This window comes from Ligilactobacillus salivarius (genome assembly GCF_035231985.1).
Lineage (GTDB): Bacteria > Bacillota > Bacilli > Lactobacillales > Lactobacillaceae > Ligilactobacillus > Ligilactobacillus salivarius.
The window spans coordinates 1,740,945-1,766,095 of sequence record NZ_CP117983.1; the positions used below are offsets into that span (position 1 = coordinate 1,740,945).

The 25,151-nt window shown below is 33.3% G+C and carries 24 protein-coding genes; 7 read left to right on the forward strand and 17 right to left on the reverse strand.

All coding sequences use genetic code 11. The features are described from left to right. Positions 1-40: 40 nt before the first annotated feature. The 3 genes from PTA89_RS08525 to mmuM all read right to left on the reverse strand — a co-directional run bounded on the left by PTA89_RS08525 (position 41) and on the right by mmuM (position 2,007). Positions 41-499: a DUF3021 domain-containing protein gene (locus PTA89_RS08525; protein WP_003707474.1), complete on the reverse strand. Its 459-nt coding sequence runs from the start codon at positions 497-499 to the stop codon at positions 41-43. Then, the gene (locus PTA89_RS08530; RefSeq protein WP_003700966.1) at positions 496-930 is read right to left on the reverse strand and encodes a LytTR family DNA-binding domain-containing protein; all 435 of its coding nucleotides are present in this window, start codon (positions 928-930) and stop codon (positions 496-498) included. Before PTA89_RS08530 ends, PTA89_RS08525 begins: the two co-directional genes overlap by 4 nt. Before the next feature lie 153 nt (positions 931-1,083). Further along, positions 1,084-2,007 carry a homocysteine S-methyltransferase gene (gene mmuM, locus PTA89_RS08535; protein WP_324177216.1) on the reverse strand — a complete coding sequence of 308 codons (924 nt, stop codon included), beginning with the start codon at positions 2,005-2,007 and terminating at the stop codon, positions 1,084-1,086. Between the two features lie 113 nt (positions 2,008-2,120). Between mmuM and PTA89_RS08540 the strand changes: the two genes are divergently transcribed. Continuing rightward, positions 2,121-3,488, forward strand: coding sequence for an amino acid permease (locus PTA89_RS08540; RefSeq protein ID WP_324177217.1), 1,368 nt, complete (start codon positions 2,121-2,123; stop codon positions 3,486-3,488). A gap of 33 nt (positions 3,489-3,521) precedes the next feature. Further along, positions 3,522-3,962: a phosphate-starvation-inducible protein PsiE gene (gene psiE, locus PTA89_RS08545; RefSeq protein ID WP_324177218.1), complete on the forward strand. Its 441-nt coding sequence runs from the start codon at positions 3,522-3,524 to the stop codon at positions 3,960-3,962. Between the two features lie 83 nt (positions 3,963-4,045). On the opposite strand, the gene PTA89_RS08550 is transcribed toward psiE, so the two are convergent. From PTA89_RS08550 to PTA89_RS08610, 13 genes are all read right to left on the reverse strand, one after another. Beyond that, on the reverse strand, positions 4,046-4,993 hold the full coding sequence (locus tag PTA89_RS08550; protein ID WP_003707469.1) for an ABC transporter ATP-binding protein: 948 nt from the start codon (positions 4,991-4,993) through the stop codon (positions 4,046-4,048). Between the two features lie 18 nt (positions 4,994-5,011). After that, entirely contained in the window at positions 5,012-6,055 is a 1,044-nt protein-coding gene (locus tag PTA89_RS08555; RefSeq protein WP_003702677.1) for an ABC transporter ATP-binding protein, read from the reverse strand. Positions 6,056-6,065: 10 nt separating this feature from the next. After that, entirely contained in the window at positions 6,066-7,094 is a 1,029-nt protein-coding gene (locus PTA89_RS08560; protein WP_003700958.1) for an ABC transporter permease, read from the reverse strand. Next, a complete protein-coding gene (gene opp3b / locus PTA89_RS08565; RefSeq protein ID WP_003709355.1) occupies positions 7,094-8,029 on the reverse strand; it encodes an oligopeptide ABC transporter permease in 936 nt (311 codons plus the stop codon). The genes PTA89_RS08560 and opp3b overlap by 1 nt, the downstream gene beginning before the upstream one ends. A 135-nt stretch (positions 8,030-8,164) precedes the next feature. Further along, on the reverse strand, positions 8,165-9,778 hold the full coding sequence (locus PTA89_RS08570; protein ID WP_178848106.1) for a peptide ABC transporter substrate-binding protein: 1,614 nt from the start codon (positions 9,776-9,778) through the stop codon (positions 8,165-8,167). Between the two features lie 501 nt (positions 9,779-10,279). Further along, on the reverse strand, positions 10,280-11,680 hold the full coding sequence (locus PTA89_RS08575; protein ID WP_160994038.1) for an amino acid permease: 1,401 nt from the start codon (positions 11,678-11,680) through the stop codon (positions 10,280-10,282). A gap of 374 nt (positions 11,681-12,054) precedes the next feature. After that, positions 12,055-12,612 (reverse strand): elongation factor P, encoded by a 558-nt coding sequence (gene efp, locus PTA89_RS08580; protein WP_003700953.1) that lies wholly within the window; start codon positions 12,610-12,612, stop codon positions 12,055-12,057. A 151-nt stretch (positions 12,613-12,763) separates the two neighbouring features. Beyond that, entirely contained in the window at positions 12,764-13,564 is an 801-nt protein-coding gene (locus PTA89_RS08585; protein WP_003709350.1) for a Cof-type HAD-IIB family hydrolase, read from the reverse strand. Positions 13,565-13,582: 18 nt separating this feature from the next. After that, positions 13,583-14,239 carry a histidine phosphatase family protein gene (locus tag PTA89_RS08590; RefSeq protein WP_034984177.1) on the reverse strand — a complete coding sequence of 219 codons (657 nt, stop codon included), beginning with the start codon at positions 14,237-14,239 and terminating at the stop codon, positions 13,583-13,585. 118 nt (positions 14,240-14,357) lie between these two features. After that, positions 14,358-16,268, reverse strand: coding sequence for a copper-translocating P-type ATPase (locus PTA89_RS08595; RefSeq protein ID WP_095761300.1), 1,911 nt, complete (start codon positions 16,266-16,268; stop codon positions 14,358-14,360). Continuing rightward, complete coding sequence (locus tag PTA89_RS08600; protein WP_095761301.1) at positions 16,268-16,531, reverse strand: cupredoxin domain-containing protein; 264 nt, start codon at positions 16,529-16,531, stop codon at positions 16,268-16,270. Before PTA89_RS08600 ends, PTA89_RS08595 begins: the two co-directional genes overlap by 1 nt. A 16-nt stretch (positions 16,532-16,547) precedes the next feature. Then, positions 16,548-16,922 carry a cupredoxin domain-containing protein gene (locus tag PTA89_RS08605; protein ID WP_003707451.1) on the reverse strand — a complete coding sequence of 125 codons (375 nt, stop codon included), beginning with the start codon at positions 16,920-16,922 and terminating at the stop codon, positions 16,548-16,550. 121 nt (positions 16,923-17,043) lie between these two features. After that, positions 17,044-18,186 carry a glycerate kinase gene (locus PTA89_RS08610; protein ID WP_095761302.1) on the reverse strand — a complete coding sequence of 381 codons (1,143 nt, stop codon included), beginning with the start codon at positions 18,184-18,186 and terminating at the stop codon, positions 17,044-17,046. A gap of 238 nt (positions 18,187-18,424) precedes the next feature. On the opposite strand from PTA89_RS08610, the gene PTA89_RS08615 reads away from it, so the two are divergent. The 5 genes from PTA89_RS08615 to cysK all read left to right on the forward strand — a co-directional run bounded on the left by PTA89_RS08615 (position 18,425) and on the right by cysK (position 23,417). Further along, positions 18,425-18,784: an ArsR/SmtB family transcription factor gene (locus tag PTA89_RS08615; protein ID WP_041822969.1), complete on the forward strand. Its 360-nt coding sequence runs from the start codon at positions 18,425-18,427 to the stop codon at positions 18,782-18,784. Then, positions 18,784-19,473 carry a type 1 glutamine amidotransferase domain-containing protein gene (locus tag PTA89_RS08620; protein ID WP_098034406.1) on the forward strand — a complete coding sequence of 230 codons (690 nt, stop codon included), beginning with the start codon at positions 18,784-18,786 and terminating at the stop codon, positions 19,471-19,473. Before PTA89_RS08615 ends, PTA89_RS08620 begins: the two co-directional genes overlap by 1 nt. Before the next feature lie 115 nt (positions 19,474-19,588). Beyond that, positions 19,589-21,403, forward strand: a complete 1,815-nt coding sequence (locus tag PTA89_RS08625; protein WP_324177219.1) for a glycerophosphodiester phosphodiesterase — start codon at positions 19,589-19,591, stop codon at positions 21,401-21,403. A gap of 270 nt (positions 21,404-21,673) precedes the next feature. Next, the gene (locus tag PTA89_RS08630) at positions 21,674-22,480 is read left to right on the forward strand and encodes a homoserine O-acetyltransferase/O-succinyltransferase family protein (protein WP_087448463.1); all 807 of its coding nucleotides are present in this window, start codon (positions 21,674-21,676) and stop codon (positions 22,478-22,480) included. A 13-nt stretch (positions 22,481-22,493) separates the two neighbouring features. Beyond that, entirely contained in the window at positions 22,494-23,417 is a 924-nt protein-coding gene (gene cysK / locus PTA89_RS08635) for a cysteine synthase A (RefSeq protein ID WP_003705607.1), read from the forward strand. Between the two features lie 101 nt (positions 23,418-23,518). Here cysK and PTA89_RS08640 read toward each other — a convergent pair whose 3' ends face one another. Then, positions 23,519-25,135 carry a peptide ABC transporter substrate-binding protein gene (locus PTA89_RS08640; RefSeq protein WP_113895958.1) on the reverse strand — a complete coding sequence of 539 codons (1,617 nt, stop codon included), beginning with the start codon at positions 25,133-25,135 and terminating at the stop codon, positions 23,519-23,521. Positions 25,136-25,151 lie beyond the last annotated feature (16 nt).

Here is a 25,151-nt window from a genome sequence, read left to right on the forward strand (position 1 = left end):
TTCTAACACTTTTTAATAAGGTTTACTACTACATAAATTTTTATTTTTCTTTTAACTTTGTTATTTGTTGATTTATCCTTTTAATGTCATTCTTTATCGTTAACCATGTAATTACCCAGATAGCAGTATAAACGACTAAAAAAGAGATAGTAACTAAGATAAATCCATTAGTCGTGAACCACTTCAAATATATTCCTACTGCCAACACAATCGCATATACTAAGCAAAAATGAATCACAGTTTTAATCAGCAAAGATATATTTTCCAATTCAAAAATTATGCTTGAGTATGCTGAAAATAATCCAATTACCATCCATAGTAATACAGAAATAAGTGTTGCCGTCAAATTATTATTAAATCCTGCTACAAAAGCTGGTGTAGATGGATAGTAGCTACTACTACCAGCTAAATATGAAAAGATTAACGAAAGAATCATCCCTACTGTTACACCATAAGTGATACCATTGATTCCAAGTCTAGCAATTTTTTTAATGGTCATAGCCCTAACCTCCCTTTCAAAATCTTAATTTTCCTTCTTGAAATCCCTACTCTCATTTGATTTTCTAAGATTACGTCAATCATGCCACTTCCTAGAATTTCCAAATGATCAATCTTTTGATAATTAAAAATTGCACTTCTAGAAGCTTCTATAAACATATTTGGTAACTCATCTTTTACCTGATACAATCTGCCATGGTATTCATAGCTATCTTCATCTGTATAGACCATAAGTATATTATTTTCACTTTGAATTAGAATAATTTCTTCATATTTCACGGGAATAATATCTCTATTTTTATAGCACCATAATCCGCTATTATCGTTAGTTAACTCTTTGGCAATTCTTGTAATTTTATCAGTCATTTCTTGTAGATAAAATTCTGCTCTATCTTCTACTAAATTTTCATCAATATTAATATTAACTTTCATCTTTGATTCCCCCTTTCCACTTTTAATATAGCATAGTTAAAGTACATTTTACGTCTCTTTGTATGAACGGTTCACTATCTTTATTAAACGGTTAAAATTCATTCTTAAACGACAAAAAAGCCACCTATCCCATGATAGATGACCTTTATAATATTATCTATTACGCTTAATAAAATCCGCCACTGCTTTGATTTCCTTTGGTCCTGTTGTACAACAACCACCAATAATTCTAGCTCCTGCTTCATACCAATTAGGAATCAATTCTTCAAAGGTTGCACTAGTTTTAGGTTGGGACCAAGTCTTACTCTTAGGATCATAGACCGCACTTGAATTAGGATATACTATTAAGTGCTTATCTGTGATTTCTTTCATATTTTTTAAAGCCGGTTCTACTAACTCTAGCTTTACACAATTGATTCCTACTGCTATTACTTGCGAATAATCCTCAAGTGCGTGGATAGCTCTAGGCAATGGTGTTCCATCGCTGATTGTATCATCATCGCTCAAAGTATAAGAAACATACACTTTTTGTTGCGGATATTTTTCCTTTAACAATTCTAGAATTGCTAGCACTTCATCTAACTTAGGTTGAGTTTCAATAGCTAAGATATCGACCTCTGCATTTACCAATTCTTCAATCCTTGGTAAATGGAATTGTTGATATTCTTCAACAGATAACTCATAATCTCCTCTATACTCGCTTCCGTTAGCTAGGTAAGCACCATATGGACCAATTGTTCCAGCAATATAATTGTGCTTTCCTGTTCTATTTTCATAATCATCGCGTGCCTTTTGTGCGATTTTTACTGCTTTTTTAATTAAATTTCTAGCTTCTTTTTCACTGTATCCAACTTTTTCAAATGCTTGAACATTAGCTTGATAAGTATCCGTAATTATTAAGTCCGCTCCAGCTTCGAAATACATTTTATGAACTTCATATACCAATTCTTCATTATCAATTAATGCTTTAGCTGTCCATAAATCATTATTTGTATCTACGCCTAATTTTTCAAGTGGAGTTGACATTGCCCCATCTAAAACAACTGGATTGTTAGTTAAAAACTCTGTAAAGTCCACGTTTACTCACCTACTTTTTCATGTTAATATACTAATTATAATCTAATCTAAAATTAATTTAAAGTTATAATAATAATTATAATTACTGTAATTTCAAGAAATGAGGATTAAATATGTCTAAGAAAACACATCTTAATCGTAAAATGGAAACTCGTCATATTCGCATGATTTCTTTAGGTGGAGTTATCGGAACCGGTTTGTTTTTAAGTTCTGGCTATACCATTCATCAAGCAGGCCCTATTGGTACCATTATCGCCTATTTAATTGGAGCTTTAATTGTTTACTCCGTAATGTTATGCCTTGGGGAACTATCAGTGGCAATGCCTTATACTGGTGCTTTCCATGTTTATGCCAAAAAGTATATCGGCGAAGGTACTGGCTTTACTGTCGCAATCTTATATTGGTTAACCTGGACGATTGCTCTAGGTTCAGAATTTACAGCTGCTGGATTTATCATGCAAGAGTGGTTTCCTCATACCCCAGTTTGGATTTGGAGTACTATTTTTATTATATTAATATTCTTTTCCAATGCTTATTCGGTTAAAATCTTCGCCGAAAGTGAATTTTGGTTTTCCGCCATTAAGGTTTTTGCAATTGTAGCCTTTATCTTACTTGGTATCCTAGCAATGGTTGGAATTATTCCCTTAAATAATTTCACTCATGCTCCCGGCATTAGTAACCTATATAAAAATGGTATTTTTCCTAATGGATTTAGTGGTGTTTTCACGACTATGTTAACTGTTAATTTTGCCTTTTCCGGTACTGAATTAATTGCTATTACAGCTGGTGAGGCAAAAGAACCTGATAAAACTATCCCTAAAGCTATTCACACAACTCTTTGGAGGTTGGTTATCTTTTTCATTGGAAGCATTGTTGTTATGGCCGCTCTTATCCCTTACCAAAAAGCTGGAGTTACGCAAAGCCCATTTGTTTATGTTTTAAAAATGATGGGTATTCCTTATGCAGCTGATATTATGAATTTTGTCGTTCTAACTGCCATTATTTCTGCGGCCAATTCCGGATTATATGCATCAACTCGCATGCTCTGGTCATTAGGAAATGAAGGAACAATTCCTAAAAATATCTCAAAAACTAATAAAAATGGTATTCCTGTCATTGCACTATGTTTAAGTATGATTGGTGGATTGTTAGCTCTGCTTTCAAGTATTTTTGCAGCAGATACTATCTACCTAGTCTTGGTTTCTGTTTCTGGATTAGCAGTTGTAATTGTTTGGGCAGCTATTGCTTTAGCAGAGCTTAATTTCCGAAAACAATTTTTAAAATCCGGACATTCTTTATCTGAGTTAAAATATAAGACACCTTGGTATCCTGTTATTCCACTGTTTGCTTTAATTACTAGTATTTTATCTTGTATATTAATTTGGTTCGATCCTAATCAACGTGTCGCTTTATACTGCACAATTCCTTTTGTTTTAACCTGTTATTTAGTACACTATGTGTATAGAAAGTGTGCAAATTAACGTTAGCATTATTAGATTAGGAGGTACACTATTTTGAAATTCTCAAAGTTAATTCAAAAATACGCAGATAAGTTCGCTCAACTTTTCAGTGTACTTAGCTTCGTTATTATTATTTTGTTGGGAATAGTTTTATTAATTCAAATCGCAAAAGAAATTATTCGTCTTTTCCAAATTGCGCTTGAACCTACAACCAGTGATATTTATCTTATGATAGACAAAATTATTGTTTTCTTTTTACTGTTTGAATTTTTCATGATTGTGATTAGCTCTCTTAAAAATAATGGTCATGTATCAATTACTTTATTAATGGGACTGGGGTTAACAGCCTTACTACGAAACTTACTAATTATTCACGATGACTACAAGAATTTAATCTTAAATATCGTCGGTATTTTGTTATTGATCGTCGGTATGGCGATTTATCGTTACTTTGTACACGCTCATATTAAAGAAGAAGATCAACAACAGAAATAATTTATCATAATAAACAAAAATCGCATCATTTCAAAGTTTAATAACTAGGAAATGGTGCGATATTAATTTTATTTTCTAATTACTTATTTTTCGTATTCAGCAGCTTTTTTCTTATACATTTCCACTTCATCATCCGTACATCTTACAAAATGACCTGGTGTAATTTCATGTAAAGAACGAACCTTATCACCATCATCACCTTCAATAGAAGGATCATAGTCAATTCTATGACGTTGACGTTCAATTTCAGGATCTGGAATTGGAACTGCAGAAATCAAACTCTTAGTATAGTCATGTAGAGGCTTATCATAGACATCATCAGCTGGTCCTACTTCTAATAGTCTTCCATAATGCATAACTCCAATTCTATCGGAGATAAACTTAACCATTGATAAGTCGTGGGCGATAAAGAGATAAGTTAATCCCTTTTCTTCTTGAAGATCTTTCAATAAGTTAACTACCTGAGCTTGAATAGAAACGTCCAAAGCTGAAATAGGTTCGTCAGCAATGATAAACTTAGGTTGTACGGCTAATGCACGAGCAATCCCTATACGTTGACGTTGACCACCAGAGAATTCATGTGGATAACGACTAGCATGATCTCGATTCAAACCAACTGTTTCAAGTAGATTTTCAACCATTTCTGAACGTTCTTTCTTACTCTTGGCCAAACCATGAATATCAATACCTTCAGCGATAATATCTTCAACTGTCATTCTTGGATTTAGGGAAGCATATGGATCTTGGAAGATCATTTGCATCTCACGATTAAATTCTAATTTTTCAGATCTAGTCTTTAACTTGCTAACATCTTTTCCATCGAAAATAATTTCCCCATCAGTTGGATCATATAAACGAATAATACTACGTCCCGTTGTTGTTTTACCTGAACCTGACTCTCCTACAAGCCCAAATGTTTCACCCTCATAAATGTCAAAAGTAACATCATCAACAGCCTTAACAGTGGACTTACCGGAAGTAAAGTATTGTTTTAAATGCTTAACTTGTAACAATTTTTTTCTTTCTGGCATTAATTCTCATCCTTTCTGTTAATCTTTCTTTTTAGCCATTAATTCTGCATACTTTTGTTGACGTCTAACAATTTCTTCAGGTGGTGTTACTTTAGGAGCGTCTGGATGTAACAACCATGTAGCAGCATAATGTGTATCTGATACCTTGAAGAATGGTGGCTTTTGCTCAGCATCAATCTTCATCGCATATGGATTTCTTGGAGCAAAAGGATCGCCTTTTGGTGGATCAAGTAAATCTGGTGGTGTTCCTGGAATAGATTCTAACTTATCACTTGCTAAAGTTGGCATGGAATTCAAAAGTCCCCAAGTATATGGATGCTGTGGGTTATAAAATACTTCATCAACTGTACCATATTCTAAAAGTTCTCCAGCATACATAACAGCTACTCTATCAGCCATACCAGCTACAACACCTAAATCGTGAGTGATGAAGATAATAGATGTTTTTACTTTAGCTTGCATTTCTTTCATTAAATCCAAGATTTGTGCTTGAACAGTAACGTCTAACGCAGTTGTTGGTTCATCAGCAATCAAAATTTCAGGATCACATACCAATGCAATCGCAATTACGATACGTTGACGCATACCACCTGAAAATTGGTGTGGATAGTCATTGATACGTTTTTCAGCATTTGTAATTCCAACAGCCTTTAACATATCAAGAGCTTTTGCCCAAGCATCCTTCTTATTCATGCCTTTATGTTTCATTAGAGGTTCAGCAATTTGTTGTCCAATTTTCATTGTTGGGTCTAAAGAAGTCATTGGATCTTGGAAAATCATGGAAATCTCTTTTCCTCGAACGGATTGCATTTCTTTTTCTGATTTTTTCAAAATGTCTTGTCCGTTGAAGTTAATTTCACCACCAACAACCTTAGCATTATTTGCTAAAAGACCAATTATTGCTTTAGTTGTAACAGACTTACCTGAACCTGATTCCCCTACAATTGCTAGGGTTTCACCTTTATCTAAGTGGAAACTCACATCGCGGATGGCTTTAACTTCGCCGGCATAGGTGTGGAAATCCACTTTTAAATTTTTAACATCTAAAATTCTTTCTGCCATTGTTTAAAACCTACCTTCTTGTCTTTGGATCGAATGCATCACGTAAACCGTCACCTAAAAGGTTAAATGCAATCATCAATACACACAATACAATTGCTGGATACCACATTTGATATGGTAAGAATTGGAAGTTCTTTTGTCCTTCATTCAACAATACCCCTAAAGAAGTTTCTGGAGCTGTAATACCGATACCGATAAAGCTCAAGAATGCTTCGAAGAAGATAGCTGATGGAATTGTGTACATTGTTTGAATAATGATGATACTTGATAAGTTTGGTACCAAGTGTTTCCATGCAATTTTTGTAGGTGACTCACCTAATGTTCTTGCGGCTAATACATATTCTTGTGTTTTCAAGGACAGCGTTTCGGCACGAATCATACGAGCCATGGTTGTCCATGAAGAAATTGCGATAGCTAAGATAATAGAAGTCATACCTGGCTTCAATACTACCAGCATCAAAACAACGATAACAAGGTTAGGGATAGAGGAAATAATTTCGATAATACGTTGCATAACATTATCTACTCTACCCCCTTTCCATCCTGAGATGATACCATAAGCGACCCCAACTGTTAAATCAAAGAATGTTGCGACTAGAGCTACAATCAATGAAACTTTTGTACCGTAAATAATACGTTGAGCTAATGAACGTCCTAAATAATCAGTTCCTAAATAGAAATACTTGTCTTTTGGAACATCATTTTTAGCATAAGCATCTACCCAGACACCGCCTTGCTTAATCTTACCGTTAAGACCATTAATTGCATCTAGACCTGGAACCTTAGCTGGTAAGTTTGCATATTGTGGCTGAGACTTAACTAATGTACTTTTATTAATGAATGGTGTTGAACCAAATGCTACAATCACCATCAATAAGATAACAATCAAAGAGACAACTGCACCTTTGTTCTTCTTTAATCTTAACCATACGTCTTGAGTAAAGGTAAGTGAGGGAGCAGCGATTTTTTCATTATCTTGAGCTTCGCCTTTTGCTAAAGGTTCGAAACTATCTGGACTTAATTTTAATTTTTCTTCCATTACTTATTCCCTCCATTTCCTTCAAGTCTAATACGTGGATCAATCAATCCATAGATGATGTCAGTAATTAAAATAACTACTACCAATCCGATTGAGAAGACCATTGTTACCCCCATAATAGTTGGGTAATCATTAGTCATGATTGACTTAACAAATTGTTCCCCAATTCCTGGAATGTTAAAGACATTTTCGATAACCATAGAACCTGTCATTAAAGCAACTGTATAAGGCCCTAATAATGTAACTAATGGAATCAAACTGTTTCTTAATGCATGGTGATAAACCACTTCAAATTTACTTAAGCCCTTTGCTTTAGCCAATTCAATATAATCAGAGTTCAATACTTCAACCATACTTGTACGGATAAAACGAGCTGTTTCAGCTAATGGTCCTACCCCTAAAGCAATTGTTGGTAAAATTGTATTGGAGAATTGACCCCAACCTGCAATTGGGAACCAGCCCAATTTCAAAGCAATATAGTATTGTAACAAGATAGCTAACACGAAGTTTGGTACAGATTTACCAATAATCGCAATTACTGTTGCTCCTGTATCAGCCCATGTATTATGCTTGATAGCTGCAGCTGCACCTAGAATTACACCGAAGAAAACCCCGAAGATCATTGCTTGTAAACCTAGTTGCATTGAAGCACCTAAACGACTAGAAATTAAGTATGCTACTGGTTGGTTACTATATTGGAAAGAAGTTCCAAAATCACCATGGAACATACCAAAAATGTAAATCAAGTATTGTTCCCAAATAGGTTTATCCAAACCATATTGTTTGTTCATTATTTCAATTTGTGAAGCTGTCATTTTAGCTTGGTTCGTATATGGTGTTCCGGGCATCAATTTCATTAAGAAGAATGTGATTGTCGCAACCAGGAACAATGTTAATAGCATATACAAAACACGTTTTAATAAGTATTTACGCATATCAATTAGTCCCTTCATTCTATTATTTAAATTAAAAAAATCTCATAAATAACTGTGGGGTAAAATAAAATCGGTGACTAAATCTAAATCTAGCCCCCGATTTATTAAATAATTTTAGAACTAAACTTCTATAAATTATTTTGCGATGTAGGTATCCTTGAAGTTCAAGTTAGCACCTGCTGTATTGTAGATGATACCTTTAACTTTATCATTTACCATCCATGCTTGGTTTCTGTAGTAAAGTGGTGTTACACCTTGATCTTGAAGTAAGATCTTTTCAGCTTTTTCTAGATCACTCCAACGATCACTTGCAGAACTAGCATTCTTAGAAGCAGCGATCAACTTGTCATATTCAGCATTGCTCCACTTACCATTATTTTGTTCGTTGTTTGATGTAAACAAGTCTAAGAATGAGATAGGATCAGCGAAGTCTGCACCCCAAGCTGATAATACTACATCGAAATCACCGTTTGTTGAACGGGATATACGTGTCTTAAATGGAACTGTTTGTGTATTAACTGTTACCTTATCACCAAATGCTTCTTTCAATTGACTTTGAAGAGCTTCAACAGACTTCTTAGCGCCGTCTGTATCATCTGTCAAAATAGCAAATTCTAATTTGTCTTTACCTAATTCTTGTAAACCTTTGTTGAACAATTCTTTAGCTTTAGCTTTGTTGTATGTCATATCTGTCTTGTCAGATACAACGCTTTGGAAGTCTTTTCCATTAACTTTTGTCAATCCAACTGGTGTTACAGATGTAGCAGCTGTATTTTCACCACCAAGAACTTTTAAGTAGTCCTTACGATTGATAGCTAGAGAAATTGCTTTACGGATATTAGCGTTCTTAAATTCTTCTTTTGTTTGGTTGTATTGTAAGTAGAATGTTGTACTTTCATGGAAGACTCTATAATCTTTTTGTCCCTTTAATTGCTTTGTTTGTTCAGCACTTAATAATGCACCATCTAACTTACCAGATTGGAATAAGTTGTAACCTGTATTAGAATCCTTAACTACTTGGTAAGTAATCTTGTCTAATTTAACAGCTTTCTTATCCCAGTAATCATCGTTCTTAACTAATTTCCAGCTTAAGTTAGAACCTGTCCAACCTTCTTGCTTGAAAGGTCCGTCATAAACGAAGTACTTAGAAGCTGTACCATACTTGCTACCATATTTTTCAACAACTTTTTGGTTTTGTGGGAAGAATAATGGGAATCCCATCAATAACTTGAAGTATGGAATCTTCTTATCTAATGTAACAACTAACTTGTAGTCACCGTCTGCTTTAACACCTAATTCAGAAACTGACTTCTTACCTTTCATAATAGCGTCAGCGTTCTTAATACCACTGAATAGGTAAGCATATTGTGAACCTGTCTTAGGATTTACTGTACGTTGCCAGGAATATACAAAGTCTTTTGCGGTTACTTTATCACCGTTAGACCATTTTGCATCCTTACGTAAAGTAAATGTATATGTAAGGCCGTCTTTACTTACGGTTGTCTTTGTAGCAAGACCTGGTGTGATCTTACTGTCTTTTCCTAAACGATATAAACCTTCAGTAACATTGTTTAATTGGTTAAAACCAACAACGTCTGTTACTTTAGAAGGGTCTAATGTGGAAATTTCAGCATTGTCTTCCCAGTGAAGAGTTTTGCCAGAATCGCTGCTCTTTGATCCACAAGCAGCTAATGTGAATGCTGACACTGCTAAAGTAGCGCCAACTGCTAATAGCTTTTTAAACTTCATTTCATTTACCCCTTTCCTCAGTTAAAAAAGTTATCTTATATCATGGTTAGATTATATAATACTCACCGAAAAATTACAACATTTTAATTTTTCTTTTATAAATATATTTTTTTGCTATTAAATTGAAATTTTAATTATGCCTATCAAATACTATTTAAAGCTTAAAACACCTTATAAATACTGATATAAAGGCTATAACTATTGCTGTAATAATTTTAAAACAATGATAATTCAGATTAACAAAATTCAAATTTTCTCTTATTATTACGATTAATTTTTTTATTCTACTTTAAAAAAAGCTATAATTAATTTCTTGTTCATTCTAGTAAAAACTAAAATTAGACTCTTTAACAACTATATTTATTATCAAATTACGAATTTTAATAATAAATCATCCCTATAAAAGCAACCCATATTTTTATTAAATTACAATATTTCTCATAATAATATTAAATTGGTACAAAAAAATAGTCGCAATTGATGCGACTATTTTCTTCTATATTAATTCTTTCCTTTTTGTCCATCTTTTCCATGTCTAATAAAGAAAATCAATGACAATAATAATAGAAATACTGCTCCGACTGATACTGAAACTCGTGTATCAGGGTTAACAAACATAAAGAGAACTATTATTACCAATGCAATGATTGCCAGATAGTTAGATAATGGATAGAACGGCATCTTAAATGGATGTTCTTCTAGCATATGTGCATTTTGACGACGGAAACGTAATTCTGATAATAGAATTACAAACCAGGGTACTAATCCAGGTAATACACTAGAACTATATACAATTACAAATAAGTTAGCCGAGGATTTACTAAAGATAGAAAGAACAATGTTCAAAATAAATCCAATCAAAATTCCACTTGAAATCGTCAAAATAGCGACATTAGGTACCACATGTTTAGACAACTTACTGAAAATGCTTGGTGCTTCCTTATCTACTGATAACTTAAATAACATTCTACTAGAACTATAAATTCCTGAGTTGGCCCCAGACATTGCAGCTGTAAGAACAACAAAGTTAATAATTCCAGCTGCACCAGCAATACCTACTTTAGTAAATGTTTCAACAAATGGTGAACCAACAGCAGCTAGTTGATTCCATGGATAAATTGTCACAATCACAAAAATTGCTCCAATATAGAAAATCAAAATTCTCCATACAATTGATTTTACAGATGCTACAATTGCATGCTTAGGATTTTCTGCTTCACCAGCTGTAATTCCCAATAATTCAATTCCTTGATAGGAACCAACAATAATAGATAGAGAAAACATAAATCCTTTAAATCCACCTGTAAAGAATCCACCATGTTTCCAAAGGTTTGATAATCCAACCGCATGCCAGTTATTTCCTAATCCAAGGAAGATAACCATTAATCCAATAATTATCATTAAGATAATCGTAACAACTTTTATCATCGCAAAATAAAATTCCAATGTCCCATATGCTTTAGCAGATGCAAGATTTGCCAAAGTCAATGTTATGATAACCACTAATCCTGAAATCCAATCTGGTAAATGTGGCCACCAAAAATTCAAATATTGAGTAACAGCGATAACTTCACTAATCCCTACAACAATATATTGGAAAATATTACTCCATTTTGTTAAATACCCAGCCAGTGGATGAATGTAATCAGTCGCATAGTCAGCAAATGATCCCGTTCCTGGTGTTATATAGATCATTTCTCCTAAAGCTCGCATAACCGCATATAGTAATATACCTACTACTGCATAAGCCAATAATACTGAAGGACCAGTCCATTTAATTGTAGATGTAGATCCCATGAATAATCCAACACCAATTGTTCCACCTAAAGCTATCATCTCCATCTGTCCTGATGATAGCGACCTATTCAGGCCCCCATTTATATTATCCTTATTTTTGCTCATATAAATTCCTCTTTTCCTTGCCAACTAAATTCTACTCAGTTGGATCGTCTAAATACATAAAAAAGCCAACCATCCAACTTTTCTCACAATACATTTTTAGTTTGTGATTAGCTGATCTAGTTGACTTTGTATTTTTGCATTCATTTTAATAATAGCATACCAAATTAACTCAACCAGCTTACACAGTGGTTGAGGTGGTGGTTGTATTCAATTTGTTGTTATCATTAATATGTAAGTTAATCATCATTACAACCTCCAATTACATTTGAGTATACTATTAGAATACCATTAAAATAAAATGGGTGCAAGTTTTAATTTTTAAAATAAAAACCAACTATATACCATAATCTCGGTATATAATTGGCTTTCATTTTTTATGCACGTGCTTTATATTCACCTGTTGTAGTATTTATTACTAATGTGTCCCCTACATTAATAAAGTCTGGAACTGTAACGACTAATCCTGTTTCCATTGTTGCTGGCTTACCACCACTAGCTGCTGTAGCACCCTTAATTGTTGGTTCAGTTTCAGTTACTTTCATTTCAACAGTTGTTGGTAATTCAATCCCAATTAATTCATTCTTACAGAAGTCTAGTTGAACTTCCATATTTGGCATTAAATACTTTTCTTCATTTGCTAATTGTTCTTTAGTTAATTCATATTGTTCATAAGTATCCATATCCATAAATACTTCAAGGTCGCCTTCACCATATAGGTATTGGGCATTTTTCTTATCAACTATGGCTAACTCTACTTTTTCAGAAGGACGCATGGTTGTTTGAACGATTGCTCCTGTTCGCACATCATTTAATTTCATTTGCATAACAGTATTTCCCTTACCAGGCTTGTGGTGATTTGCTTCCAACACCTTAATAAGTTTACCGTTCATTTCAAAAATCATACCTTTTTTCAAGTTAATTGCTTCTACCATAATCTAATTTCTCCTATTCTTGTGATAATTTTATTGTTTAATTGTCACAAAATGATGGAGGCGACTGTGGTAAAGCGAATCCTCTTAGTGTCATAAAATTTCCTCGCTTTACTATTGTAATACTTCTAATTATACCGTAGTTTAGATTAACTTACATTAAATAGTCAGCTAAAACTTTTAATACTCCCGAATCATTATTATTAGGGGCGATTTTATCGGCTACCTTTTTCACTTCATCGCTACCATTTTCCATTGCATAGCTAAGTCCTGCAGCTTTTAACATCTCTAAATCATTTCCACCATCGCCAAAAGCTACTAAATCATCTAAGGTTAAATTCCAACTTGCTAACATTTTTTCTAATCCGATAGCTTTATTGACATGTGGCAAGATTAAATCAAAATTTCCAAAACCACTTGAAGTAGCAAAAACTCTTCCTGCAAATTTTTTGTTAATTTCATCAACCGTTGATAAAGTTTTTTCTTTAGGAACATCAACTGTAAATTTGAAAAATACATCATCAGGAAGTTGCTCGAAGCTATCAACAATTTTATGCTTAGGTAAATAATATTTCATCATCTTAACAAATTTTGAATCTGAATTCTTTTCTAGATATGCATTTTCTTTCCCACATAAAGCTGGTGTTAATTCTGGTCTTTGTGCCATAAAGTCTACTAACTCTTCAACTAAACTTCGGTCCAATTGCTCATAACTTAGATCTTTCCCATCATCTACCAAATACATTCCATTTTCGGCAACAAAGGACATATCTTTCCAATATTCAGTAAAATCTAATCTCGTTCTTTCAAATTGATTACCACTAGCTACAATAAAATGAATATCCCTTTCTTTCATCTTATTTAATAACTCAGAAAATAATTTTTTATTATAGCTTTTATCATCTCTTAAAAAGGTTCCATCCATATCAATTGCTACAGCTTTAAAAGGTATCATCTAATAATCCCACCATCTCTAATCTATTTTATTATATTCTTCAATTTCAATATCATTTTCTGTTACTTTTAACTTAGTAATTGACCCATTCTGAGGATAGTTTTCCCCAACATTAATATTATCTCCATATTTGTCAGCCAAACTGGCAATTGTACTACCATGACACACCAATAAAACAGTTTCTCCATCTTTATGATTTTTTCTTAGATAGTCAAAGCCTGAATCTATTCTCTTCCAGTATGTCTTACTATCTTCACTTTCATGAAATGGATCAGTCTCATGCATAAAATCCTTAATCTCATCTAAAGGATACTTATTTACAAGCTCTTTAAATGAACCTGCCCCATGCGCTGCACCAATTAGCATCCATGTTTGTGGTGAATCACTACCTTCAAAATAACCATACTTTTGTTCACGAAACTCCATCATTGCTTGCGGTTCTTTTAAATCACCTGATACCTTATTTTCACTCAAAATATACTCACAAGTACGAATTGCTCGCATTGTATCTGAACTATACGCTTTATCAAACTTAATATTTTCTAGGATTTTACCCGCTCGCTTACCATCTTGAATTCCCTTTTCAGTCAATGGTGAGTCTACCCATCCTTGCATCTTCTTATAACGATTCAATAATGTTTGCCCATGGCGTACAATGTAAACTGTTATTGCCATTTTATCACTTCCTAAATTTAAACTCATTGATTCTATTATATCACTTTTTAAAGCGGTTACTTTAGTTGATAAAATTTTACAAAATAAAAGACTAGAGAAATTCCCTAGTCATTAATTTTTATGCAATTTTTACCCTATTCAACATCAAAGAACTTATCATTACGGATATAGAGCTAAATGCCATTGCTAATCCTGCTAATTCCGGACTTAGAGTTAAACCAATGCCAGAAAAGATCCCTGCTGCCACTGGAATTCCCAAGCCATTATAGATAAATGCCCAGAATAGATTTAACTTAATGCGATTAAAAGTCTTTTCACTCATCATTAAAGCTTTGACTACGTCTTCTAGGTCATTTTTCACTAAGACAATGCCACCAGATTCAATTGCAATATCTGTTCCTGCTCCCATAGCAATCCCAACATTAGCTGTTGTTAAAGCTGGTGCATCATTAATTCCATCACCGACAAAAGCAACATTTCTTCCCTGATCTTGCAGCATTTCAATATGATGTGCCTTATCTTGTGGTAAAACATCCGCTATCACTTCATCAATTCCTACTTCGTTGGCAATAACTTCTGCTACTTGTTGATTATCACCCGTTAACATAACTGTTTTTAGCCCACGTTTTTTCAAATCACTAATTGCCTTAGCTGAAGTTGCCTTTGGAATGTCTTGAATTGCAATTAAACCTATGACTTCATCATTTTTACCTACAACTACAACTGTCTTTGCATCAGATTGTAAGTTCTTCATTTGTGCTTGAAGTTTTTGAGATATATTCCAATCCTCAATAAGCTTAGTGTTTCCCACGACTACTCGTTGCTCATCAATTATACCTGTAATTCCTTTTCCTTCAACTGCTGTAAAATTATTTACTTCAAATAATTTTATCTGTTGTTCTACTGCTTTATCCATAATTGCAGTGGCTAATGGATGCTCAGAATTTTTTTCTAAGCTAGCAGCAATTTGTAATATTTCATCTTTATTACCGATAATATCTGTAACTTTAGGCTTACCTTCAGTAATTGTACCTGTTTTATCAAAGACTACTGTATCAATTTTATCAGTTGCTTCTAGTACTTCACCGTCTTTAATAAGAATTCCCATCTTTGCACTACGTCCGGTTCCTACCATTAGAGCTGTTGGAGTTGCAATTCCCAAGGCACATGGACATGCAATAATAACAACTGATACCGCAAATAACAATGAAGTAACATTACTATTTCCTAAAAATACATACCATACCAGGTAAGTAAGAATAGCAATAATTAATACTACCGGTACAAAGATATTTGCAATCTTATCCGCTGTTTTTTGAATTGGAGCATGACTATTTTGAGCTTTTTTAACCATTTCAACAATCTGAGCTAACATTGTATCTTTACCTACTTTATCAGCTTTGAAAAGGAAAGTTCCAGTATTATTCAACGTTGAACCAATAACTTTATCGCCCACTTTTTTCGTTACTGGCATACTTTCACCTGTTATCATTGATTCATCTACTGTCGAACTTCCTTCGATTATTTCTCCATCTACAGCTATCTTTTGACCAGGTTTCACACGAATAATGTCGCCTACTTTTATATCATCTAATGGCACCATTTGAGACTTACCATCTACTATTACTTCAGCTTCTTTAACTTGTAAGTTTAATAATTTTTCAACTGAACTATTAGCATTGTTTCTCATCTTTTCTTCAAAAACTTGACCTAACAAGATGAATGTTATAACAAAAGCTGCACTCTCAAAAAATACATCTTGACCTGTAAACATCGCATAAATACTATACACATAAGCTGTAGCTGTTCCAATTGCTACCAATGTATCCATATTAGCATGATGATTTTTAAAAGCCGCCCATGCACTATGAAGGAATGGTCTTGCTGAAATTACCATTACAATTGTTGTTAAAATAAACATTGTATAAGTATGTCCTGGCAACATCCAACCAAATGGCTTTAGTATCATTTCAAAAAACATTGGTAATGAAAATATTAACGAAATCCAAAATCTTACTCTAATCGTCATTACTCAATCACTACCTTACCCTTAAACATATTCATGCCACAAGCAAAATCAATTTCACCTGCTTTACTCGTATCTAAATCAAATTCTTGTGGTTCATTTAGTGGTAAATCCTGCTGTTTAACATTCAAAGCTGGGATATTTAATTGATCTAGACATCCTTTATCGCTAATTCGATTAAACACTAATTTAACTGGTTCTCCAACTTTAACCTTAACTTCACTTGGTTTGTATCCACCATCTACTGTTATTTCTACTCTATTCATAATTGATTCCTACTTTCTATTTAATAATTACTTTTCCATGAAACATATTCATGCCACAAGCAAAACCATATTCACCTGCTTTATCGGTATTAATTTCTATTTTAGTGTTTTCATTTTCTGGCAACATTTTACTAATACCAAAGTCAGAGAATACAACTTGTTCCAAACAACTAGAAGGATCTTTACGGTAAAAATTAATTACCGCTGGAACTCCCTTTTTAAGTACCACTGTTTCTGGCGAATAACCACCGTCAACTTTAACTGTAACTTCTTGAACATTATCTGCAACATCAGCTGTAACAGCCTCTTTTTCATGTTTTCCAAAAAACCACCATGAAATAAAACCGATTAAAGCAATCCCTATTACTAAAACAATAATTTTTGTAATCATAGGCTCACTCCTTTTTAATTTACATTTGTAATCACAACTATATATTAATCTTAAGAATTATAGTTGTCAATAAAATAAAATATACTGACCTAAGTTTTTTTACTTATGCCAGTATATTTTTTTAATTTATGATACTCGATATTAATCGGGCAATATTCTCAGTTGTTCTTTCTACGTTTTGTGGACCTTTTTCTAAAGACTCTTCTATACTTTCGGATTTATCTACAATTCCAAAAATTGCAGATATTCCTATATCGTACAGTTCCTCGATTCTTTCCCCTAAGTATCCTGCTTCAGCAAAAACCGGTTTTTGATATTTTTTAGCAACTTGTGCTACTCCAAATGGGGTTTTTCCATATTTAGTTTGAAAATCCATCCCGCCTTCACCGGTAAATACATAGTCTGCTTGAGATATTTTTTCTGCTAGTTCAACTGTATTAGCTACTACTTCCACACCAGATTGTAGCTTAGCATCTAAAAATGCTATTAAACCAGCTCCTAAGCCTCCTGCAGCACCACTGCCTGCAATGTCTTCTACATCTTTATCTAGATCCTTTCTTAATATCTCGGCATAATGTGATAATCCTTTATCCAATAATTCAACTTCATCCTGAGTTGCACCTTTTTGTGGTCCAAATACTGCTGCAGCACCATTTTTACCAGTTAATGTATTTTCTACATCGCTAGCAATAATGAAGTTTACATTTTTGATTCGTTTATCCATGTTTTCCGTTGAAATTTTATCAATCTTAGTAAGACCTCTACCAGTTGGCTCAATATTATTTCCATATTTATCAGTAAATTTCACCCCTAAGGCTTGGGCCATACCTATACCGCCATCAACGGTTGCGCTTCCACCAATTCCTATAATAACAGTTGATACTCCCTTATCTAGTGCTGCTTTTATTAATTCTCCAGTACCATAAGTAGTAGTTGTCAGAGGATTTCTATATCTAGGTTCTACTAACATTAATCCACTTGCTTGAGCCATCTCGATTACAGCTGTCTTCTCATCACCTAAAATTCCATAATACGCCTTTACTTTCTGTTCAGGTAAAGGTCCTTGAACTTCAATATACTCTTTATGACCATTTGTAGCATCAACTAAAGATTCCACTGTACCTTCTCCACCATCTGCCATTGGTACATGTATAATTTCTGCATCGCTAAAAACCTTTTTTACACCTTTTTCCATAGCAACGCATACTTCTTTAGCCGTCATGCTTTCTTTAAAAGAATCTGGTGCTAACACAAATTTCTTCATAATCATTACCTCACTAATTTAAATAATACCATTTTTGAAGCTATCTTAAAAAACGTAAATCTTTATTCTCCATACTTAATTATTTTAGTTAAACAATAAGATCTTCCAAATAATTAATATTCTTAGTCTGCTTATTCTTTCGTCTCGATTTTCTTTCTCAATATCTATTTTCCTTGAAAATATGATTGTTGAATGGTTTAATTTGATTAACGAATAAGATGTAGGAAGGACTTTTATTATGACTAAAGAAGAAAAAATGGAACAAATCAAGCTCAGTTTTGAAAATCTATCTCAACTATTCGAAGTATTAGGCGATCAAAATCGACAACATCTCATCTATACTCTCTTTTCTCTTCCTTGCAAGTCCAAAGGTGGTGTCCGCGTTGGAGAGATTACAGAAAAGACACACCTTTCTCGACCTGCTGTTTCACACCATTTAAAACTACTGAAACAAGTTGGGATTGTCGGCATGAGAAAAGAAGGTACTAAGAATTTCTATTATTTGGAAACTAATACTCAACAATGGCATGATCTTTCCAAATTATCACAAGATATCATCTCTTTGATTCAAGAAATCAACTTGGAGGGCAACAATTAATGAAAAAGATATTAATTATTCTAACTAACACCAGATACTATGGTAATAGTAAAGATAAGACAGGTTTGTGGTTAGCTGAAGCTGCTGAATTTGTCTATAAAGTGCAAGAACATGGCTATCAAGTTGATTATGCCAGTGTTAATGGTGGAGAAGTTCCTCTAGATCCTCGTAGTTTAAAAAGTACTTATCGTTCTAAAGAGATTGATGAAATTTATTATTCTAATGATTTTCAAAATCGCGCTTTAAAACACAGTTTAAAAGTTTCTGATCTTGATCCTCAAGACTATTTTGCAATTTACTATACTGGAGGTCATGGAGTATTATGGGATTTTCCTAATCAACCAGCCCTTAGCTCTATAACTAATAGCATCTTTAAGCAAGGTGGCTTCATTATGTCAATCTGCCACGGATTAGCTGGACTCGTTACAATTAAAGATGATCAAGGTAATTATTTGATCAATAACAAGAAGATCACTGGCTTTACTAACTTTGAAGAAATTCTCAGTGGCAAATTACTTAAAGTACCATTTTTAACTGAAAACCAAGCTAAGAAAGCCGGAGCTAAATTTGTTCAAAAAAGACCTTTTGCTAGTTTTGCAGTTCAAGATGGACAATTTATTACGGGTCAAAACCCTATGTCTGGCTTCTCTGTTGCAGACCTTTTAATAAAGAATTCCCCTAAATATTAAATCTTATCTCTTTTAAGCAAATGACCATAGCCTTTCATTTGCTTATTTTTATGGTCAGAAAATTCACTATGTTATAATTAGACCGTAGAAAATATATTTAAGGGAGGCGCTTATTTTGCAACAAATTCGTTCAGATTTGCAATTTATCGATCACTATATCAATGTTTTCAAACGTAGTTGGGGAAGCTACTTGTTTTTCTTTTTAGGGATTAATTTGTTTATTGAGGCAATTGTTATCCCCATTTTTACGTTTTTAACTAGTTGGATTTTAAAGTTGAGTCATATTCCATATGTTTCATATACTAATATTTTAGAAATTATCACTCATCACCCTGTTGGATCATTGGCTCTCATTTTAGAGCTAGTTCTAATAGTTGGTGTAATTTTCTTCCAATTTACATTTTTACTAACAGGTATTACTAATATTTCTAGGGATAATTTTTCACTTAAAGAAGTTTGGTTTACTTCTTGGGAACGTTTAATTCAACTCCGACCAACAAGTATTCTATTCTTCATTGGATATTTTGTCCTTATCATGCCCTTTGCTAATTTAATTTTTAAAACACCTTTATTAAATAAGGCAAAAATTCCAGCATTTATTATTGATTTTTTGTTAACTAAATGGCAATTTGCTCTATTATTAGCAATTGCTTACCTAATTATTTTTTACCTAGGACTTAGATTACTATATACTCTTCCTTTAATGATTATTCAAAATTATCATACTCGCGAAGCTGTGTCTAAAAGTTTTAGTCTAACTCGACACCAAAATCTTGCGAACCTTCGCAGAATGCTTGTTATTTCTATTTATTTTGGCATCATTTCTGCAGTTGGATATTTACTAATTATATTTCTTCAAGCTGGTTTTGATAAATTTCCCAAACCCTTTGACTTAATTATGGCTATTATCATGCTAGCAATTATACAAATTTTTAGTACTTTTATTGCTACACTTGTTAGTTTTCTTTTACTTCAAATGACTTTACCAACTGAAGTATTTAAAGGATATCCTACTTTTTACCATACTAATCGCATTAATCAACGTAAGAAAAAAATTAGAGTTACTACTATTGTCCTAATTAGCTTTATCGCTCTACTATCTTTAACTAATAACTATTTTTATTTACATAACAACGATACTCCACCACTTCGCATTTCACATCGAGGTGTTGATGATGGGAATGGTGTTCAAAATACAATACCTGCTATGGCTGCAACCATTAAAGAACATCCTGATTTTATTGAAATGGACATTCACGAAACCAAAGATCATCAATTCGTTGTTATGCATGACGAAAACTTAAAAAATCTTACAGGTGTTAATAAAGCTCCTTACCAATTAACTTTAGCTCAAATTACAAAATTAATAGCTCACGAAAATGGTCACTCAGCTCATGTAGTTAGTTTTGATGATTATCTAGCCTATGCCAATAAGCATCACCAGAAGTTATTAATCGAGATCAAAACTACTCCACATGATTCAAAAAATATGATTGATATCTTTTTAAAAAAATACCAAAAAGATATTTTAAAATATCATCATGAAGTTCATTCTTTAGACTATAATGTTGTCAGACAAATTAAGTCTAAAGCTCCAGAAGTATTTGTAAGTTATATCTTACCTTACAACTTCACTTATCCTCAGACCCCTGCCAATGCATATAGTATGGAGCAATCTACATTAACTGATTCTTTTATTATCGAAGCTCTTTTTAACCAACAAAAAGTGTATGCTTGGACCGTCAATACTGATAGTGAGATGAATAGAGTTTTATGGTTAAATACTGATGGAATTATTACAGACAATCTTTCATCCCTAGATGGTAAAATAACTGATTTTTACGATGATCCTTCTTATACTAATATGATTTTTAACTACATTACAGTTATCCCTTATAATAATTCAATGACTAGTGAAGCTAGTGTGTAAGCGTAACAATTGACAGCTAACTTTTCGTAAGTTATAATTCAAGTAACTTATTTGTCGGAGGTAATACTAAATGTCTAATAAATATCAAGTAAAAACAGATATTTGTTGTTGTGGATTGTGCCCTATGCCATCCACCATTTAGTATGCATGTATTCTTTTGGTAGATATCAAGGCACAGGACAATCTTATCTTTGTTCTGTGCCTTTTATTGTTTTAAATACATAACCGATAAAGTAAGTTAAAATTTTAGTGTAGAAAGAAGTGGTAAGAATGTCGCGGCAACCATTGAAAATTGGAATTTTAAATCTTATGCATGACAAAGAAGATACTCAAAAAAGATTTTCTAGAGTCTTAAGAGATACAGGTGAAAATTTAGAAATAACTTATTTCTATCCTGTTAACCATTATAAGAATCGTGAAGTTCCAGAATTAGTGGCTAAAATATCTCAACCATTAGATTTAAAATTAATTCGTCAGATGGATGCTTTCATCATTACAGGTGCGCCCTTAGAAAAATTACCATTTTCAGATATTACTTATCTTGATGAATTACAGGGACTAATGGATGCTTTAGAAAAGCAAAATATCTCTCAACTCTATGTTTGCTGGGGTGGTATGGTTGCTCTTAATTACTTCTACGGTATTCATAAAGAAATGTTAGATGCTAAACTTTTTGGTATTTATCCACAAAAAGTTACTAACCAAAGTAATTTACTTAAGGGTTTAACTAGTGGTTTCTTGGCACCGCATGCACGTTACGCTGAAATGAATAAAGATGACATTCTTTCATCTAAAGACTTAATTATTAATGCTTATTCATCAACCGGACATTTATTCTTAGTGTCTGCAAAAAATAAGCCTCAACACTTCTTATTCTCACACCTAGAATACGGTCCTAATGCCTTTATAAAGGAATATCACCGCGAATTAAATGCTCGAGGAGGTGATGCTGTTGGCTTGGCAAAACCAACAGGATACTTTAAGGATGATAATAATATGAGCCAACCCCAATTTACTTGGGAAAATACACAAAAAAAATTCTTTAAAAATTGGATTACTACAATAACTAATCATTAAAGGAGGACTCCCTATGTCAAAAATTTATAATTCTATCTTAGATACTATTGGAAATACACCTATCGTGAAATTAAATCATGTTGTACCTGAAGATGCTGCTGATGTTTATGTAAAACTTGAATTCTTTAATCCTGCAGGTTCAGTTAAAGATCGAATTGCTTTAGCAATGATTGAAAAAGCTGAAAAAGATGGCATTTTAAAACCAGGTGATACTATTGTTGAACCAACTTCTGGTAATACTGGTGTTGGTTTATCTGCAGTAGCTTCTGCTAAAGGCTATCATTTAATTATTACTATGCCTGAAACTATGAGTGATGAACGTAAAAAATTAATGCGTGCTTATGGCACTGAACTTATTCTCACACCAGGATCTGAAGGTATGGCAGGCTCCATTGCTAAAGCTGAAGAATTAGTTCAAACTAAGGGTTACTTCATGCCTATGCAATTTAAGAACTTAGCTAACCCTGAAATTCATGAACTTACAACTGGTAAAGAAATTGTTGCTGCTTTTGGTAGCGATAATTTACCAGACGCTTTTGTTGCTGGTGTAGGTACTGGTGGTACTCTAACTGGAATCGGTCGTGCTCTAAAGAAGGCTTCTTCTGATGTAAAAGTATATGCTCTTGAACCTTCTGAATCTCCACTACTCAAAGAAGGTAAAAAAGGTGCACACAAAATTCAAGGTATCTCTGCTGGCTTTATCCCTGATACTTTAGATCGTGAAATTTATGATGATGTTGTAGAAGTTTCAAGCGATGAAGCATTTGAAACTGCACGTGAAGTTGCTAAAAAGGAAGGTTTCCTACCTGGTATCTCTGCCGGTGCTAACATTCATGGTGCCATTGAATTGGCTAAAAAATTAGGTAAGGGTAAGAAAGTTATTACTGTCGCTCCTGACAATGGTGAACGTTATCTTTCTACAGCTTTATATCAATAAAATATAATACACAAAATAATAATCGCTAAAGATTACGTAATTAAAACGTTAATCTTTAGCGATTATTTTAGTTTAGAGATCTAAATCTCAATCTTTATTTATTACTTACCGAAGTATGCTCTTGTGTAGTCTGTTTCACCTACTGAATGCCACATAACACCCTTTAAGTTGCTATTTACTAAGTGACTTTCTGTCATTGTATACAATGGTACTACTGGCATGTCATCATTTAATTGTTTTTGCATGTTTCTCATATTTTCCCAATACTTATTAGTATCAGTACCATTTTGCTTAGCTAATTCCAATTGCTTGTTGTAGTATTCACTAGCATATTTACCATAATTTTGTGGATTAGTCTTAGATAATACATCGAAATCACTGATTGGATCTGCAAAATCAGCTAACCACAAAGTATAATTCATATCAAAATTACCGTTGCTTACTTTATCACTAGCACTCTTGGCAGGGACAGATACTACATCCACTTCTGCACCTTTTAATTTTGTTTCAACTTGTGATTGAACAAATTGACCTACATTCTTAGAAATTGTTTGATCATCTGTAACAAGTGTCAATGTTACTTTCTTCTTATTAAGTTCCTTCAAACCTTCATTCCATAATTCTTGACCTTTTTTCAAATCATAAGTTGTAGAAGGCTTCATTTCTGTTGCAAAGTCTTTGTTTGTAGTAGGATCTTTAGCTAATCTAGGAGCAACATAAGTATCTCCTGCTGTTGATCCATCACTTAGTACTTTATTAGCTAATTGTTTTCTATTTAAAACTAGATACAAAGCTTGTCTTAATTTTTGATTTTGGAAAGCTTTATTATTTTGTAGATTTAGTCTTAAATAATATGTTCCTGCTCTATATACATGCTTCAGATCTTTATCTTTTTGCAAACCTTGAGCTGTAGTTCCTGTAACTAATGCATCATCTAACTTATTATCTTGGAACAATTGGTGAGCAGTATTTGAATCTTTAACTACTTGCATAGAGATTTTCTTCAGATGAACATCTTTCTTATCATAGTAGTACTTATTACGTGTTAAATCCCAACTTTCATTAGTACCGGTCCAACCTGTTACCTTAAATGGTCCGTTATATACTAATCTTGTACTTGAAGTACCATATCTTTTTCCTTCTTTATTAACGTATTTTGTACTTTGTGGGAAGAAAGCTGGCATTACCATCATTTGACTAAAGTAAGGCATTGGATACTCTAACTTAACTTGAAGTGTAGTGTCATTTAATGCTTTTACACCTAAGTCAGAAGCTGGCAATTCACCACTTGAAACTTTAGTAGCATTTTTGATTCCAGTAAATATGTAGTTATATCCTGATTTAGCTGATGGACTTGCTGATCTTCTCCATGAAGTTACAAAATCTTGAGCTGTAACTTTAGAACCATCAGACCACTTAGCATCTTTTCTGATATGGAAGGTATAAGTCTTTCCATTGTTAGTTGGTTTTACAACTTTTGTAGCCATCGCTGCTACTGGCTTACCATTTTTGTCCATTCTATATAGACCTTCCATTGACTGAACCAGCACATTCCATTGAGGCAAAGTTGCTACATTAGAGTTATCCAACGATTGAATTTCAGCTGTTTGCATTAACTTTAATGTGTCCTTTGAACTATTCTTTCCTGAACACGATGCTAGTAAGAATGTGCCTGCTAAAACAACTGGAACTAATCGCAATACTTTCTTGAATTTCATATTCTCATCTTCTCCC